The sequence below is a fragment of the Nonomuraea sp. NPDC049725 genome, from assembly GCF_040674795.1.
Lineage (GTDB): Bacteria > Actinomycetota > Actinomycetes > Streptosporangiales > Streptosporangiaceae > Nonomuraea > Nonomuraea ceibae.
The window spans coordinates 238,735-253,711 of the sequence record NZ_JBFANJ010000013.1 but is presented as its reverse complement, the minus strand read 5'-3'; the positions used below and the strand labels follow the sequence as shown (position 1 = coordinate 253,711).

Here is a 14,977-nt window from a genome sequence, read left to right as displayed (position 1 = left end):
GTTTCGGCCCTCGTTCACCTTTAGCACATGAGTGCGAGACAAAGCGTTCTACCTGTCGTGGTTTCTGTGGAAAGCACTTTTGTCCCGCTGGACCCACGTGAAACGGCAGAAACATGACGCGCATCAGCGCACCACGACGCGCCTGGCCCGGAGCGATCACCGCGATCGCCCTCGCGGCCGGCGCACTGGCCCCCCAACCCGCCGCCGCGGCCCCCGAGGACCGGCCCACCTACCTGGGCAGGAGCCTCTACACCGGCGAGTTCCACTCGCACACCTCCGTGAGCGACGGCGTCAAGCTGCCGCCGGACGCCTACGAGCACGTCCACGGCACGACCGGGGCCGACTTCTTCACGGTGTCCGAGCACGACGTCATGTGGGACATCCGCAACGGCGACGACTACCTCGACGACTGGCGCGAGGCCGACTCGGCCGAATGGCGCTACCTGCACGAGAGCGCCGAGAAGTTCAACGCCGGCCAGGACAAGCTGGTCGCCGTCCCGTCGATCGAGAACACCTGGTACGACGGCACCGGCCACATCAACGTGTTCAACGCCGACTGGCACGCCACGGCCAGGGCGACCGAGAAGGGCAGCGTCGACGGCTACGGCAACGCCTTCGGCACCGGGGACCTGAAGTACGACTACTTCACGTTCCTGGCCCGCATCAAGCAGGACCCGGACGCGATCGGCCAGTTCAACCACCCGTCCCCGACCGCGAAGGGCGACTTCTTCGGCTTCAAGGGCCTCGACCCCGTCGCCGACGAGCGGATGGAGCTCATCGAGGTCAAGTCCGCCGACGCGGTGAAGGAGTTCCAGAAGGCGCTCGACGCCGGCTGGCACCTGGCCCCCGTGTGGAACGGCGACGAGCACTCCGCCACCTGGGTGTCCGGCAACCCGTCGATCACCGGCGTGTGGGCCGCGGAGCACTCGCTCAAGGGCCTGTACGCGGCCATGCGCGAGCGCACCCTCTACTCGACCACCGACGTCGACGCCGTCGTCGCGCTCGGCGGCAACGACAAGCCCATGGGCACGATCCTGCCCGCCACCACCACCGCCCTGAACGTGGACCTGCGGCTCGCCGACCCCGGCGACGGCGACTCCTTCACCGGCGCCCGCCTCATCACCAACGGCGGCGCCGTCGCCCACGACTTCGGCAAGCTCAGCGGCAACGACCTGACGCTGAAGGCCGAGCTCGCCGTCCGCGACGGCGACTTCTTCTACGTCCGCGCCGACCAGGCCGACGGCGACTTCGTGGTCTCCGCCCCGATCTGGATCGGCGAGACCACCCGCGGCGCCAACTACGCCCCGAAGATCACCGTCTCCGGCGTGCCCGCCACCGCCCGCCACGGGGACACGATCACCCTGCCCCAGGCCACCGCCACCGACGACTCCGGCACCCGGCCGGCCGTCAGCGTCGAGGTGTACGACTCCGCCGGCGAGGTCCCGGTCACCGGCGGCGCCTTCCGCGTCCGCTCGTACGACGACGCGTTCGTCGTCGTGAAGGCCACCGACAACCTCGGCAACACCAACGCCGAACTGCTCCGCATCCGGATCTCCCAGGACAAGCCGGACCCCGAGTCCGTCTTCCTGCGCGCCAACGTGGCCGTGGGCGACAAGCCCGGCACCGCCGGCATCGCCGTCACCACCGACCGCGCCATCCGGAAGGTCTACGCGCAGGTCCTGCCCGAGGGCTCGGGCGACTGGGCCGAAGCCCCGGTCCTCACCTCGGAGAACAGCCGCCCGTACGAGGTCGACGTGGTCGGCAACGACGAGCCCGTCCGCCAGCACGCGATCACCGGCCGGACGCTGCGCTCCCACGAGTTCCGCCTGACCGGGCTGAAGACGGGCACCGCCTACCGCTACCGGCTCAGCGCCGACCGCTCCTCCTGGACCGGCGAGCGCGGCCCGTTCCTCGCCGGCGACGCCGGACCCGTCTACCTCCTGGGCGACGTCCAGGTGCCCGACGGCGACCCCGGCGCCCTCGCCCTGCCCGGCAAGGTGCTCGACCGGCTCAAGGCCCAGCGGCCCGGCGGCGGCACCGTGCTCCAGGTCGGCGACCTCGTCGACCGGGGCGGGCGCGGCGAGCAGTGGGCCGAGGTCCACGAGCACTTCCTGTCCCGCCTCGGCCTGCAGTACGCGGGACTCGTCGGCAACCACGAGACGTACGAGGACCTGGACTACGACGTGGTCGGCGGCAAGCCGGCCGCGATCTTCACGAACACGTTCGCGCTGCCCGCCAACGGCGCCATCGGGGAGAGCAACTACTCCTTCGACCGCGGCGAGATCCACTTCTCCGTGCTGAACTCCAACACGCGCCTCGACGAGCAGCTCGCCTGGCTGGTCGACGACGTGCGCGCCTCCGGCGCCAAGTGGAACGTCGTCACCGGCCACTTCTCCTACTACGGCGGTCAGCACGCCGACGACGCCGGCATGGACCTCGCCCGGGAGAAGGTCACCCGCGTGCTCGACCGGCTCGGCGTCGACCTGTACCTCGGCGGCCACGACCACGTCTACAAGCGCTCCACGATCTTCGAGGGCCGCCTGGCCAAAACCCCCGAGGAGCAGGCCGCCGGCACCACGTTCGTGACCCTGGGCTCCTCCGGGCCCAAGTTCTACGACAACCAGCAGTTCTGGTGGGACGACAAGGTCTTCGACGAGAACGTCCAGATGGGCGCCGTCCTGGAGGCGACCGACTCCGGGCTGAAACTGTCGGCGTACACGATCGACGGGCGGCCCGTCGACGAGGTGACCGTCACCAAGCCGCAGGGCTCCTGGAAGGTCTCCGCCGCCGAGGTCGAGAACCGCGAGCTCGCCGGCGTGGGCCTGCTGTCCTACCCCGGCAGCCTGGACAAGGCCACCGTCATGGCCGCCACGTACGACAACACCCACCAGCGGATGATCGACGTGCGCACGGCCGACGTCACGTTCGACCACCTCGGCCGCGAGCAGTACGTCCGCTTCCGCACGCCGCTGCCGGTCGCGCCCAGCGCGACCGTCAAGCTGTACGTGTGGGACTCGCTCGCGTCCGGCAGGCCGCTGCGGCCGGTCATGACCGTGCGCGAGGGCCTGGCCGGTGAGGGCACCGCCGAGTCGCCCTACCTGATCGACTCCGCCGACGACCTGGCCAAGGTCGACAACGACCCGGCCGGCCACTACCGGCTGACCACCGACCTCGACCTGACCGGCGTCAGCCGCGCCCAGCTCGGCCGCGCGACCACGTTCACCGGCGTCCTCGACGGCGACGGGCACACCGTCTCCGGCCTGGCCGCCCTGCCCGACCAGGGGCCCGGCCTGTTCGCCGACAACCACGGCACCATCGAGGACCTCGTCGTGCACGGCGACGTCACCACCGACCGCACCCCCGCCGGGCTGGTCGCCGACCAGAACCACGGCACCATCCAGCGGGTCCGCGCCGGCGGGACGCTGACCGCGCACAGCTACGCCGGCGCCGTCACCGGCCACCACTTCGGCACCGTGCGCGACAGCGTCTCCACCGCCGACGTGCGCGCCACCACCCAGTACGCGGGCGGCGTCGTCGGCGTCGCCGTGGGCGGCTCCGTCACCGAGAACGTGCTCGCCACCGGGGCCGTCAGCGCGCAGAGCGCCTCCGCCGGCGGCGTGGCCGCCTACGGCTACACCGGCACCCAGGTGAGCCACTCCGTCGCCCTCAACGCGAACATCACCGCGTCGAGCTACGCGCACGCCATCGTCGGCCGCGTCTACGGCGGGCAGACCGCCACCCTGGAGGACAACCACGTCAGCAGATCCGTGCCGATCAGCGGCCAGACCATCACCGACCCGCCGTCGGCCGGCAACCAGAAGGGCAACGTCGCCGCCCCCTCGGAGATCCAGCGGCAGGCCTTCTACGAGGCGCGCGGCTGGGACTTCGGCGCCGTCTGGCAGTGGGACGACGCCGCCAGGAGGCCGACCCTGCGGATGGCGCCCGAGAAGCTCGAACCGGCCCCGGCGCCCCCGCTGCCCACCGACCCGCGCGGCTTCCACCTCGTCGACAGCGCCGAGGACCTGACCGTGATGGGCGAGCACCCGTCGCACGACTACGCGCTCGCCGCCGACCTCGACCTGACCGGCACGCCGTTCACCAGCCTGCCCAGGCCGTTCACCGGCGAGCTCGACGGCGCCGGGCACAGCATCAGGGGCCTGACCGCCCCGCTGTTCACCCAGGTCTCCGGCCGCGTGCACGACCTCGCCCTGGCCGGCGTGGTGAACACCACCGCCGCCCGCGCCGGCATCCTGGCCGCCACCAGCACCGGCACCATCGAGCGGGTGCTCGTCTCCGGGTCCGTGACCGCGGGCTCGCGCGCGGGCGGCCTCGTCGGCGACTCCCAGGGCGTCGTGCGCGACTCCTACTCCACCGCCGACGTGCACGTACGCGCCACCGAGGCGGGCGGCGTCGTCGGCGTGGCCCTGGCCGGCTCCACCACCGAACGGGTCTTCGCCACCGGGACCGTCCGCGCGGACACCCGCAACGACGGCGGCGTGGCCGGATACGGCTACACGGGCACGGTCATCCGCGACTCGATCGCCCTCAACCCGGCCGTCTCGGCCCCGTCCTGGGCGCACCGCTTCCTGGGCCGCGTCGGCGCGGGCCACGTCGCCACCCTGGAGAACAACTGGGCGCTCGAAACCGTCCAGGCCACCACCCAGACCGACACCACGACAGGCCCCGCCACCCTCAACGGCGCCACCGCCACCCGTGACCAGGCCGCCGCCGAGGCGTTCTGGTCGGGCGAGCTGGGCTTCGACCTGGCCTCGACCTGGCAGTGGGACGCCGCCCTCGGCCACCCCACCCTGCGGGCCACCGCCGCGGCCGCCACGAAGCTCTCGGCCGCCGCGGCCCTGTCGGCCACGGCGGCCTCGACAGCCCCGGAGGTCTCGGCGGCGACGGGGAGCGGGATCAGCCACGCGGCGACCGCGGGCGACGGGACGGTCACCGTCGCCATGTCGGCGGGCGCCGGCGCGGCCGGGGCTCAGCTGTCGTTCCTCCTGCTGAAGCCCGGCGCCTCGGCGTCGGCGCCCGGCGAGGCCGACATCGCCCACCTCGGCGAGGTCCGGCTCGACGAGCGGGGCAACGGCGCCCTGACCGTACGCCTGGCCGAGCCGGCCGGGACCGTCCTGGCGCTGAACACCTCGGCCGGGACCCAGCGCTACACCGCGCCCCTGCTCGGGCGGGAGCCCGGCGGCGCGGGGATGAGCGTGGCCGGCGACACCGTCACCGCCACGCTCAAGCCCGGCAACGCCCCCGCCCAGGCGACGATCACCCTGATCTGCGCCGGGAAGAGCAAGTGTCAGGAGCAGGTCACCGTCACCCACGACGGCGACCCCGTCGACGCCAAGAAGGTCACGCTCCAGCCCGGCAAGAGCCGCGACCTGAAGCTGAACCTCCGCGGCGACGCCCGCACGGCCCTGCGCGCCGGCACCCCGATCACCCTGGAGGTCCGGATCGGCGCGTCCCCGCCCACCCGGGTCACCGTCACCCCGTGACCCGCGGCGCCCGTGACCGCAGGGTCATGGTCACGGGCGCCACATCCCCACCCGGACCGGCACCCCGGGCGAGGCGTGGAGCAGGGCGGGCCCCTGCGGGTCCGGCAGTCCCGCGGCCCGGGTCAGGTCCTGCTCCAGGCTGATCAGGCTCGCGTGCCTCAACGGCCAGGGCGGATGCTCCACCGGCGCCCACACCGTCCGGCCCGCCACCCTGGTGAAGAGCCGGAACCGGGCGGTCAGGAAGTGCGCGAGCTCGTCGCGTTCGTCCTCCGTCAGCGTGCCGCCCAGCTCCACCTCGACGTCGCAGCGCGGGCCGCCCGGCCAGTGGCGGCGGCACCGGTAGCGGACGCGGCTCCCGCCGTCCACCGACATGTCCGACCAGAAGTACGGCAGCCCGTACCCGGCCCGGCCGCCGATCGCGGCGGGCAGCCGGCCGACGTCCAGGGACAGGAACCACAGGCCCGTACGTCCACGGGCGTCGCGGACGTACGTGCGCAGGTTGGTCTCCGGGAACGTGGACAGCCACGGCAACGCGGGCACGCCCGGGACCCGTACCCCCTCCATGAGAAAGGGCGTCAGCCCCACCCACGCCGTCCCGTCGAAGGTCTCGGGGGTGAGGCCGGCCGGCAGCAGCGCCCGCACGTCGGCGACCGGATAGCGCCAGTGGATGAAGGTCAGCCGCGACCAGCGGTGATACATCACCGGCCGGGTGACGTGAGGGGACGGCGGGGCGCGCATCCCGCACCCCTGCCCTCCGGCGCCGGGTCCAACCCGGCCCCGGGCCCGCGAGGTCCGGGCGTCAGGGCAGGCGGCCGGCGTACCGCGCCTGCGCGCCCAGCTCCTCCTCGATCCGGATGAGCCGGTTGTACTTGGCGGTGCGCTCCGACCGGGACAGCGAGCCGGTCTTGATCTGGCCGCAGCCGGTGGCCACGGCCAGGTCCGCGATCACGGTGTCCTCGGTCTCCCCCGAACGGTGTGACATCACCACGCCGTAGCCGGCCTCGTGGGCGGTCCTGACGGTGGTGAGCATCTCGGTCAGCGTGCCGATCTGGTTGACCTTGACCAGGATCGCGTTGGCGACGCCGTGCTCGATGCCGCTGCGGAGCAGGGCGGCGTTGGTGCAGAAGACGTCGTCGCCGACGAGCCGGCAGGCGCCGCCGAGGGTGCTGGTGACGAGCTGCCAGCCCTCGAGGTCGTCCTGGGCCATCGGGTCCTCGATCGAGACGACGGGGTAGGCGGCGGCCAGCCCGGCGAGGTAGGCGACGTGCTCGGCGACCGACCGCGTGGCGCCCTCGCCGGAGTAGACGTAGGCCCCGTCGCGGTAGAACTCCGACGCCGCCGGGTCGAGCGTGATGGCGACGTCCGTGCCGGGGACGTAACCGGTGTTCTCGATCGCGGCCATGATGAAGTCCAGCGCCTCCTCGGCCGAGCGCAGGTCGGGCGCGAAGCCGCCCTCGTCGCCGACGCCGGTGTGGTGCCCGGCGGCCTTCAGCGCCGCCCGCAGGGTGTGGAACACCTCCGAGCCCATGCGCACGGCCTCGGCGAAGGTGGCCGCCCCGATCGGCGCGATCATGAACTCCTGAAAGTCGAGCAGGTTGTCGGCGTGGGCGCCGCCGTTGATGATGTTCATCATCGGCAGGGGCAGCAGCGCGGCGTCCGCGTCGAGATAGCGGTAGAGCGGGAGCCGGTGCGAGGCCGCCGCGGCCTGGGCCGAGGCCAGGGAGACGCCCAGGATCGCGTTCGCGCCGATCCTGGCCTTGCTCGCCGTGCCGTCCAGCTTGATCATCGTCTCGTCGATCGCCGTCTGGTCCTCGGCGTTCATGCCGGTGACGGCGTCGGCGAGCTCGGTGCGGACCGCCTCCAGCGCCTTCCGCACGCCCTTGCCGTGATAGCGGCGCGGGTCGCCGTCGCGGAGCTCCACGGCCTCGTTGGCCCCGGTCGAGGCGCCCGACGGGATGGCCGCGCGCCCCAGGCTGCCGTCCTCGAGGATCACGTCCACCTCGACGGTCGGGTTGCCGCGGCTGTCAAGGATTTCCCGGCCGGTCACCCGGACGATCGCTGTCATACTCGCCCCTCAGCATGAGTTTCAGTATGGAACTCGGTAAGTTCCAGAGCAAAACTTAACCGGTCGCCGCGTCGAGCGCCACTCGCCGCCCTCCGCTGCGGGGCCGAGCTGTGGGGCCGAGCTGTGGGTGGCCGGCGCGTCAACGCCGGGTCGAGGCCCTCAGGCGCTGCGCCATGCCCCCGGACGCGGCCCGCCGCTCCTCCGCCACCTCGGCGCCGAGTCGCAGGGCCTCCTCCACCGCGCCGGGAATGTCGGTGATCGGATAGAGGACGTGGCGGATCGTCCGGGCGGAGTCGACGACGACGACGGCCCGCTTGAGGCGCAGGGCCTGGCCGGCCCGGAAGGTGGGCAGCCGCAGGGCCGCGCACAGGGCGAGCTCGGCGTCGGAGAGAAGGGGGAAGGGGAGGTCCTCGGCCTCGGCGAAGGCCTGCTGCTCGTCCGGGCCCTGGGTGCTCACCCCGCGCAGGGCGATCCCGGCGTCGGCGAAGGCGGCGGCGGAGTCGCGGAACAGCCGGTTCTCCAGCGTGCAGCCGGCCGCACCGGGGATGTGCGACCAGTTCGCCGGCAGCGGGCCCGGGATGCCGGTGGCCGGGTAGGTGAAGACGACGGTGACGGGCGCGTCGCCGGCCACGACGTCCAGCTCGCCGCCGCCCGTCGCGGGCAGGCGCAGCGGGGCGGGCACCCGGGAGCCGACGAGGGTGTGCAGCCGGTCGGCCTGGGGACTGCCGGGGGCGGCGTCGCCGGTGACGGAGCCGTCGCCGAGGACGAACCGGTCCGCCCAGTCCTGCAGGCCGATCAGCACCGGCGCCAGCGCCCGGCCCGCGTCGGTCAGGTGGTATTCGTACCGGGTCGGCCGCTGCTGGTAGGGGCGGCGCTCCAGCACGCCGTGGTCGAGCAGGTGCTTGAGCCGCTCGGCGAGCACCCGGCGCGAGATGCCCAGCTCCGTGTGCAGGTCGTCGAAGCGGCGCCGGCCGCGGATGACCTCCCGTACGAGGAGGAGGCTCCACCATTCGCCGACCACGGCCGCACCCTGTGCGATCGCGCACACGGCGTCCTGCTCCCGCACCTGTCGTGACACTGCCCGTCTCCTTGCCGATCACCGCGCCGTGCGGCGACACTCGCTCCAGTGTAGGTATCGAAGCGAAACCCACCGGGTCCCGCCGCACTACTCTGTGATGCTGTATAGTGGTACTCGGTGCTACAGAGTACCGAGAACGAAGAGGGCCAGGATGGACGACCTGACGGAGATGCTGAAGGGCACGCTGGAAGGCTGCGTGCTCGAGATCATCGGCAGCGAGGAGACCTACGGGTACGCCATCACGCGACGGCTGAACGAACTCGGGTTCGCCGACGTCGTCGAGGGGACGGTTTACACCATCCTGCTGCGACTGGAGAAGAAGGGGCTCGTCCAGGTCACGAAACGACCGTCCGGGCTGGGCCCGCCGCGCAAGTTCTACGCGCTCAACGACGCGGGACGCGAAGAGCTCGCGACGTTCTGGGCGAAATGGGAGTACATCACCTCCCGGATCGACAAGCTCAAGGAGGGCGGGACATGAACTTCTGGGAGACCGTGACAGGCAGCGATCTCACCAGGGAATGGAAGGAGTTCGAGACCCGGGCCCGGAAACTGCCCGCCGACCACCAGGCGGCGTGGGAGGAGATCAAGGGCCACCTCGTCCTCTACTCCGACTTCACCGGCCGGAACCTGATGCCGATCTTCGACAGCGCCCTCGGGCTGCTCGAAGAGACGGCGGCCGACGGTCAGAGCGTGCACGAGGTGCTGGGCGACGACATCGCCGGCTTCTGCGCGGCGCTGGCCGGAGGCAAGGGCGGCCGGACCTACCGCGACCGGTGGCGCGAGCAGCTGAACAGGAACGTCGCCCGCAAACTGGGCCGGTTGGGAGGCTGACATGGGCATCCGGGACATCATCGAAGGCAAGAGGCAATGGCGGGCCCACATGGCGCGGGTCAAGGCGCTGCCGCCGGACTACGAGATCGTCTACAAGGAGATCCAGCGCTACTTCTTCAAGGTCGGACCGGTCGGCCTGCTCGACGGCTCCCTGCTCCCGGGGCTTCTCGACTTCTTCGAGGAGGGCGTCGCCGCCGGCAAGGGCGTCCTGGAGCTCATCGGTGACGACGTCGCCGCCTTCTGCGACGACCTGATCAAGGACTCGCCCACGTACGCCGAGCTCTACCAGCAGTCGGTCAAGGGGAAGTCCGGCCCGGCGGAGAAGTGACACCGGACTCCCCGGACGTCTCGGACCCTCTGGGCGCGGCCGGGGTGCCGTCGCGCCGCCGCGGCAGCGCCACCGCCAGAACGGCGACGGCGGTCAGCACCACGGCGATGGCGGCGAACGCGTCCCCGTAGCCGGCGGCCGGCACGTGCGCCGGTGCCGGGCCGCCGCCCGGCGCCGCCGTCAGCGCGACCAGAACCGCCAGGCCGAGGGCGCCGCCGACCTGCTTGGCGGTGTTCAGCAGCCCGGAGGCCGCTCCCGCGTCGGCCGGGGCGACCCCCGAGGTGACCATGACGGTCAGCGGCGTGTTCAGCAGGCCGCCGCCGAGCGAGATCAGTACGGCCGGGCCGAGGACGGCCGTCAGGTAGCCCTGGCCGGGGGCGATGCCGCTCTGCCACCAGAACCCGGCCGCGCCGGCCAGCGCCCCGGCGGCGACGAGCACGCGATGATCGACACGGAGCATCAGCCACGGGGTCAGGCGCAGGCCGACGAGCATGGTCAGCACGGTGTGCGGCAGGAACGCCAGCCCGGTCAGCAACGGCCCGTACCCGAGGACGTTCTGCAGCGACAAGGTCAGGAAGTACCACATCGGGTTCAGGCACGCCCCCGCCAGCAGCATCGTCACGTTGCCCAGCCAGATCGCCCTCGGCCGCAGCAGCGACGGCGGGATCAGCGGCGCCCGCGCCACGCGCACCTCGACCAGCGCGAACAGCCCCAGCAGCACGACCCCGCCGAACACGGCGACGAGCGTGACGGCAGGGGCGAAGGCGAAGGCGGCGGGCGTGGCGGCGGGGGCGGCGGGGGTGACGGCGGGCGCGTCGGGCAGGCCGCCCGACAGGCCACAGGCCAGCGCGGCCAGCCCGCCGGTGGCCAGCACCGCGCCGAGCACGTCCAGCCGCCGCCCACTGCGTCCGCTGTGCCCGCCGTGCCCGCCGTGCCCGCCGTGCCCGTCGCGCTCGCCCTGCCCACCGCGCCGGTCGGGACCAGGCGCGAGCCGGCGGATCGCGGCCAGGCAGGCCAGCCCGATCGGCACGTTGATCAGCAGGGTCCAGCGCCAGGACAGAAACTCCGTCAGCGCCCCGCCGACCAGGTTGCCCGTCGTGCCACCGGCCAGGCTCACCGCCGTCCACACGGCGATCGCGCGCGTGCGCCGCGCGCCCTCGGGGAAGGCGGACGTCAGGATCGTGAGCGTGGCCGGGGCCAGCACCGCCGCCCCCACCCCCTGACCGGCCCGGGCCGCGATCAGCCAGCCCGGCGCCTCCGCCAGCCCGCCGCCCAGGCCGGCCACGGTGAACACCACCAGCCCGGCGGCGAACACGCGCCGGTGCCCGTACAGATCGGCCAGCCGCCCGCCGAGCAGCATCAGCCCGCCGAAGGTCAGCGCGTACGCGTTGCCCACCCACGCCAGGTGCGCCGCGTCGAAGCCGAGCGCCCGCTGAATGGACGGCAGCGCGACGTTCACCACGGACACGTCCAGCACGACCATGAACTGCGCCGCGCACAGCACCGCCAGCACGACCGGCACCGGCTCCTCCTCCTATCGCAATGCGATCACATCGGATTACGACGTCCACCATATAATCCGATGTGACCACATGGGAAAGCTGGGGAGGACTCATGGGCCGGGGACCGGGAGCGCACCACGAGCAACGCCGCGCGGAGATCGCCGACGCGGTGCTCGCCATCGTCGCCGAACGCGGCCTCGCCGCCGTCTCCCTCACCGAGGTGGCCGCCCAGGCGGGCATCTCACCCGGCCGCGTACAGCACTACTTCCCCGCCAAGCGGCAACTCCTGGAAGCCGCCTTCGAACGCGGCAACGACCTGTCCAGCGCCCGCATCCGCGCCAAGGCCGGCGCCGACCTGCGGGCCGCCGAACCACGCCTGGTGCTCACCACGGTGCTGGGCGAGCTCATCCCGTACGACGCCGCCACCGAGGCGCACATGCGCGTCCGGCAGTCCTTCCACGCCTTCGCCTTCGCCGAGGAGGCCATCGCCGCCCGCCTGCGCGTGCTGTACGCCGACTTCCACCGCCGGCTCGCCGACCTCATCACCCGCGACCAGCAAGCCGGACGCATCCCCGCCGCCCTCGACCCCCACACCGCGGCGCTCACCCTGGTGGCGCTGGCCGAAGGACTGGCCGCCTACGTGCTGACCGGCGTCACCCCCGCCCCCACCGCACGCGCCCAGCTCCTGACAGCCGTCGCCGCCCTGTACGACTGAGCCGCCGGGGCCCTACGCCTCGCCGTCCCCGGCCCTCAGATGATCAACCGAGAGGACGGGGAGGCGGAACCCCACCTCGCCGCTCACGAGGTCGACGGCCGCGACCTGAACCTCGCCGCAAGGACCGGTCTCTCCCGCCATGCTTCCGCGCATCCCCAGGCCAGCTCCCTCGACGCATTCATGCGCTACCCCGGGCAGGGCGGCCCAGGGGGATGGTGAGGTCCTCGTCCGCGATCAGGATCTCGCCGGGGAAGGTCGTCCCGGCTGCCTGTAGTGCGGCGGTCCGGTCGTTGCCGGGCCAGAAGTGCGTCAGCATGAGCCGGCGCGCATGCGCACGCCGTGCCCACAGGCCGGCTTCGGCTGCGGTCATCAGGTTGCGGTCCGGGCGTTCGCGCTCGCCCGGCCGGTCGGTGGCCTCGACGATGAACAGGTCCGCGTCGCGGCCCAGGCCGGCCAGCAGGGGAGTGGGCCCGGCGTCGCCCGAGTAGGCGATGGCCGTGCCGTCCGCCTCCAGCCGGATGCCCGCGTTGTCGACCCAGTGCGGCAGCAGGGTCCCGGTGAGCGCGAAGGGGCCTGCCTGGTGGTGGCCGGGCAGGGGGCGCGGGTCGAAGACGGTGCGCAGGTCCACGTCGGGCTCCAGCCCGGCCAGCCGGTCGAGGACCCCGGGCGGGCAGTACAGCGGCAGCCTCGGCCCGCCGGAAGGGCCGTACAGGCGCATGCGGAACAGCGCGTGCAGGTCGACGCAGTGGTCGGGATGCTCGTGCGTGATCACGACCGCGTCCACGGCGGCGTCGGGCCAGCGGGCGAGCAGCCGGGGGAACGTGGCGTAACCCAGGTCGAGCACCAGCCGGAAGCCGTCCCATTCGATCGCGAACCCGCTGCATGCCCGGCCGGGTTCGGGGAAGGCCCCGCAACTGCCGAGAACGGTCACCTGTCTCACGGCACCAACTTCTCACCGCCGCGGTGGTGGTTCCCCCATTACGCGCGCAAGTGGTCATGCCCTGGCGGCCGCCTCCGTCCCTATCGTGTACGGATGATCGACATTGGGCCGCTGTCAGCCAGTGAAAGAGCCGGTTGGGAAGCCCTGTTCCGCGACTACCTCGCCTTCTACGGGCGGACCGAGCCCGCGTCCATGTACGAGCAGGCGTGGCGCAGATTCCAGGACGGCGCGGGCGTACACGCTCTGGGCGCCCGCATGGACGGCGCGCTGGTCGGCATCGCGCACTTCCTGTCCCATCCCAACACCTCGGCGCCCGGGACCGACTCCTGCTACCTGCAGGACCTCTTCACCGCCCCGGCAGCCAGGGGCAAGGGCGTGGCGCGGGCGCTGATCGGCGCGGTGCGGGAGTGGGCGGCCGAGGCCGGATGCGGGCGCCTCTACTGGCACACCCAGGACACGAACGCCACCGCCCGCCGCCTGTACGACCAGGTGGCCGATCACCGTGGCTTCATCGTCTACCAGGTGGCGCTCACCCCGCCCGGCGGGGGAGCCGAGCGGTAAGATCTGCGGCATGCCTCTGATGGATGTCTAGCGCGGGTCGGCGTTCCCTGAGCGGAAACCCCCGACCTCCCGTGCTGAAATCCGAGGCTCCGTCATGCCCTCCCTGTCTTCGTCGAGCCGTGGCGCCGTCGCGCTCGTGGCCTCCCTTCTGCTCGCCTCGATCGGCAGCGGGCTGTTCATGCCGCTGTCGATCGTGTACTTCACCACGCTGTCCCACGTCCCCCTGCCCGTGCTGGGCGTTCTGCTCGGCGTGGCCAGCGTGCTCACGATCCCCGTCCCGCTGTGGGCCGGGGTCCTCGCCGACCGGTACGGGTCGCGCACGCCGGTGATCGGCGCGCAGCTCCTTCAGGCCGGGTCCTTTCTCGCCTACGTGTGGGTCAGCGAGCCGATCGGGATCTTCCTGGCCGCCTCGGTGGGCGCCCTCGGCGTCAGGCTCTACTGGTCGTCGATCTTCACGCTCATCGCCGACCATGCCGATCACCGTCCTTCCACGGGCAAGGATCTGTGGTACGCGCGGGCCAACATCGCCAGGACCGTGGGCATCGGCGTCGGCGGGTTCGTCACCGGCCTGCTCGTCACCGACGGCCGCCCCGCCGCCTACCACGCGGTCGCCTGGGCGTCCTCCGCCTGCTTCCTGCTGGCCGCGCTCGCCCTGGCCGCCCTGCTCCGCCTTCCCCGCCGCCCCGGCCCGGCCGCGCCGGCCGCCGGTTACCGCGAGCTCGCCGGTGACCGGGTGTTCCTGGGGCTGACGGCGCTGAACGTCGTCTTCGCCCTGTCCACTCTCATGCTCGGGCTCGCGCTCCCGACCTTCGTGCAGACGGCGCTGCGCGGCCCCGCCTGGCTGACCTCGGCCGTGCTGGCGGGCAACGCGATCATCGTCTTCGCCCTCGGCGGCGCCCTCACCAGGCGCCTCGCCCCCTACCGCCGCACCCGCGTCCTGTGCGCCGCGGCGGGCCTGTGGGCCTGCTGGAGCCTGTCCCTCGCCGCCCTCACCCAGGACCCGGGCCGGTGGGCGATCGTGACGCTCGTCGCGGCGACCTTCCTGTTCACCGTCGCCGAGATCATGCACGCGCCCGCCTCCATGGCCCTCGCGGCCACCCTCGCACCGCCGCACGCCCGCGGCCGCTACCTGGCGGTGTTCCAGTACTCCTTCGTCGCGGCGGAGATCCTCGCCCCGGTCCTGTTCGCCACCCTGTTCGACCTCGACCACGCGGCGCCCTTCCTGGTGCTCTCGGTCCTGAACGGCGTCGCGATCGCCTGCACCCTCCGCCTCGAACGTCACCTCCCGGACCCGGCCCTGCACGCGACACCCCGGCCCGCCCCCAGCACCGACCTCACCTGAGCCCCATAGGCCCGGCGGGCGCCGGCCGAGGCGGCTTGCAGCAATGTGCCTGGCATGTTCGTGCATCGCGAGGTCCGGCGGCCGATCCCGTGGCAGCACCCTGACGGGCCGGTT

At 72.6% G+C, this 14,977-nt stretch carries 12 protein-coding genes; 7 read left to right on the top strand and 5 right to left on the bottom strand.

The features are described from left to right. The first annotated feature begins 113 nt into the window (after positions 1 to 113). Positions 114 to 5,501 (top strand): metallophosphoesterase, encoded by a 5,388-nt coding sequence (locus AB0J53_RS31540; RefSeq protein ID WP_364179196.1) that lies wholly within the window; start codon positions 114 to 116, stop codon positions 5,499 to 5,501. Positions 5,502 to 5,531: 30 nt separating this feature from the next. On the opposite strand, the gene AB0J53_RS31535 is transcribed toward AB0J53_RS31540, so the two are convergent. From AB0J53_RS31535 to AB0J53_RS31525, 3 genes are all read right to left on the bottom strand, one after another. Next, positions 5,532 to 6,239: a DUF2071 domain-containing protein gene (locus AB0J53_RS31535; protein WP_364179195.1), complete on the bottom strand. Its 708-nt coding sequence runs from the start codon at positions 6,237 to 6,239 to the stop codon at positions 5,532 to 5,534. 61 nt (positions 6,240 to 6,300) lie between these two features. Continuing rightward, complete coding sequence (gene eno / locus AB0J53_RS31530) at positions 6,301 to 7,566, bottom strand: phosphopyruvate hydratase (RefSeq protein ID WP_364179194.1); 1,266 nt, start codon at positions 7,564 to 7,566, stop codon at positions 6,301 to 6,303. A gap of 139 nt (positions 7,567 to 7,705) precedes the next feature. After that, positions 7,706 to 8,644 (bottom strand): winged helix-turn-helix transcriptional regulator, encoded by a 939-nt coding sequence (locus tag AB0J53_RS31525; protein ID WP_364179192.1) that lies wholly within the window; start codon positions 8,642 to 8,644, stop codon positions 7,706 to 7,708. A gap of 151 nt (positions 8,645 to 8,795) precedes the next feature. On the opposite strand from AB0J53_RS31525, the gene AB0J53_RS31520 reads away from it, so the two are divergent. The 3 genes from AB0J53_RS31520 to AB0J53_RS31510 are packed head-to-tail and all read left to right on the top strand — an operon-like array spanning position 8,796 to position 9,803. Next, positions 8,796 to 9,122 carry a PadR family transcriptional regulator gene (locus AB0J53_RS31520; protein ID WP_219509477.1) on the top strand — a complete coding sequence of 109 codons (327 nt, stop codon included), beginning with the start codon at positions 8,796 to 8,798 and terminating at the stop codon, positions 9,120 to 9,122. Further along, entirely contained in the window at positions 9,119 to 9,475 is a 357-nt protein-coding gene (locus AB0J53_RS31515; protein ID WP_364179190.1) for a DUF1048 domain-containing protein, read from the top strand. Before AB0J53_RS31520 ends, AB0J53_RS31515 begins: the two co-directional genes overlap by 4 nt. Before the next feature lies 1 nt (position 9,476). After that, on the top strand, positions 9,477 to 9,803 hold the full coding sequence (locus AB0J53_RS31510; RefSeq protein WP_364179188.1) for a DUF1048 domain-containing protein: 327 nt from the start codon (positions 9,477 to 9,479) through the stop codon (positions 9,801 to 9,803). On the opposite strand, the gene AB0J53_RS31505 is transcribed toward AB0J53_RS31510, so the two are convergent. After that, positions 9,772 to 11,325: an MFS transporter gene (locus AB0J53_RS31505; protein ID WP_364179186.1), complete on the bottom strand. Its 1,554-nt coding sequence runs from the start codon at positions 11,323 to 11,325 to the stop codon at positions 9,772 to 9,774. The genes AB0J53_RS31510 and AB0J53_RS31505 overlap by 32 nt on opposite strands. Positions 11,326 to 11,417: 92 nt before the next feature. Between AB0J53_RS31505 and AB0J53_RS31500 the strand changes: the two genes are divergently transcribed. Beyond that, complete coding sequence (locus tag AB0J53_RS31500) at positions 11,418 to 12,020, top strand: TetR/AcrR family transcriptional regulator (RefSeq protein ID WP_364179184.1); 603 nt, start codon at positions 11,418 to 11,420, stop codon at positions 12,018 to 12,020. A 178-nt stretch (positions 12,021 to 12,198) separates the two neighbouring features. On the opposite strand, the gene AB0J53_RS31495 is transcribed toward AB0J53_RS31500, so the two are convergent. Next, positions 12,199 to 12,960, bottom strand: a complete 762-nt coding sequence (locus tag AB0J53_RS31495; RefSeq protein ID WP_364179182.1) for an MBL fold metallo-hydrolase — start codon at positions 12,958 to 12,960, stop codon at positions 12,199 to 12,201. 93 nt (positions 12,961 to 13,053) lie between these two features. On the opposite strand from AB0J53_RS31495, the gene AB0J53_RS31490 reads away from it, so the two are divergent. Both AB0J53_RS31490 and AB0J53_RS31485 read left to right on the top strand, forming a co-directional pair. Continuing rightward, a complete protein-coding gene (locus tag AB0J53_RS31490) occupies positions 13,054 to 13,521 on the top strand; it encodes a GNAT family N-acetyltransferase (protein ID WP_364179180.1) in 468 nt (155 codons plus the stop codon). A 94-nt stretch (positions 13,522 to 13,615) separates the two neighbouring features. Further along, positions 13,616 to 14,863, top strand: coding sequence for an MFS transporter (locus AB0J53_RS31485; RefSeq protein WP_364179178.1), 1,248 nt, complete (start codon positions 13,616 to 13,618; stop codon positions 14,861 to 14,863). Positions 14,864 to 14,977: the final 114 nt, after the last annotated feature.

What these genes read in the sequence shown, in the direction of transcription:
- AB0J53_RS31540 (WP_364179196.1), top strand. Translation starts at nt 114, where the DNA reads ATGACGCGCATCAGCGCACCACGACGCGCCTGGCCCGGAGCGATCACC.
- AB0J53_RS31535 (WP_364179195.1), bottom strand. Translation starts at nt 6,239, where the DNA reads ATGCGCGCCCCGCCGTCCCCTCACGTCACCCGGCCGGTGATGTATCAC.
- eno (WP_364179194.1), bottom strand. Translation starts at nt 7,566, where the DNA reads ATGACAGCGATCGTCCGGGTGACCGGCCGGGAAATCCTTGACAGCCGC.
- AB0J53_RS31520 (WP_219509477.1), top strand. Translation starts at nt 8,796, where the DNA reads ATGGACGACCTGACGGAGATGCTGAAGGGCACGCTGGAAGGCTGCGTG.
- AB0J53_RS31515 (WP_364179190.1), top strand. Translation starts at nt 9,119, where the DNA reads ATGAACTTCTGGGAGACCGTGACAGGCAGCGATCTCACCAGGGAATGG.
- AB0J53_RS31510 (WP_364179188.1), top strand. Translation starts at nt 9,477, where the DNA reads ATGGGCATCCGGGACATCATCGAAGGCAAGAGGCAATGGCGGGCCCAC.
- AB0J53_RS31500 (WP_364179184.1), top strand. Translation starts at nt 11,418, where the DNA reads ATGGGCCGGGGACCGGGAGCGCACCACGAGCAACGCCGCGCGGAGATC.
- AB0J53_RS31490 (WP_364179180.1), top strand. Translation starts at nt 13,054, where the DNA reads ATGATCGACATTGGGCCGCTGTCAGCCAGTGAAAGAGCCGGTTGGGAA.
- AB0J53_RS31485 (WP_364179178.1), top strand. Translation starts at nt 13,616, where the DNA reads ATGCCCTCCCTGTCTTCGTCGAGCCGTGGCGCCGTCGCGCTCGTGGCC.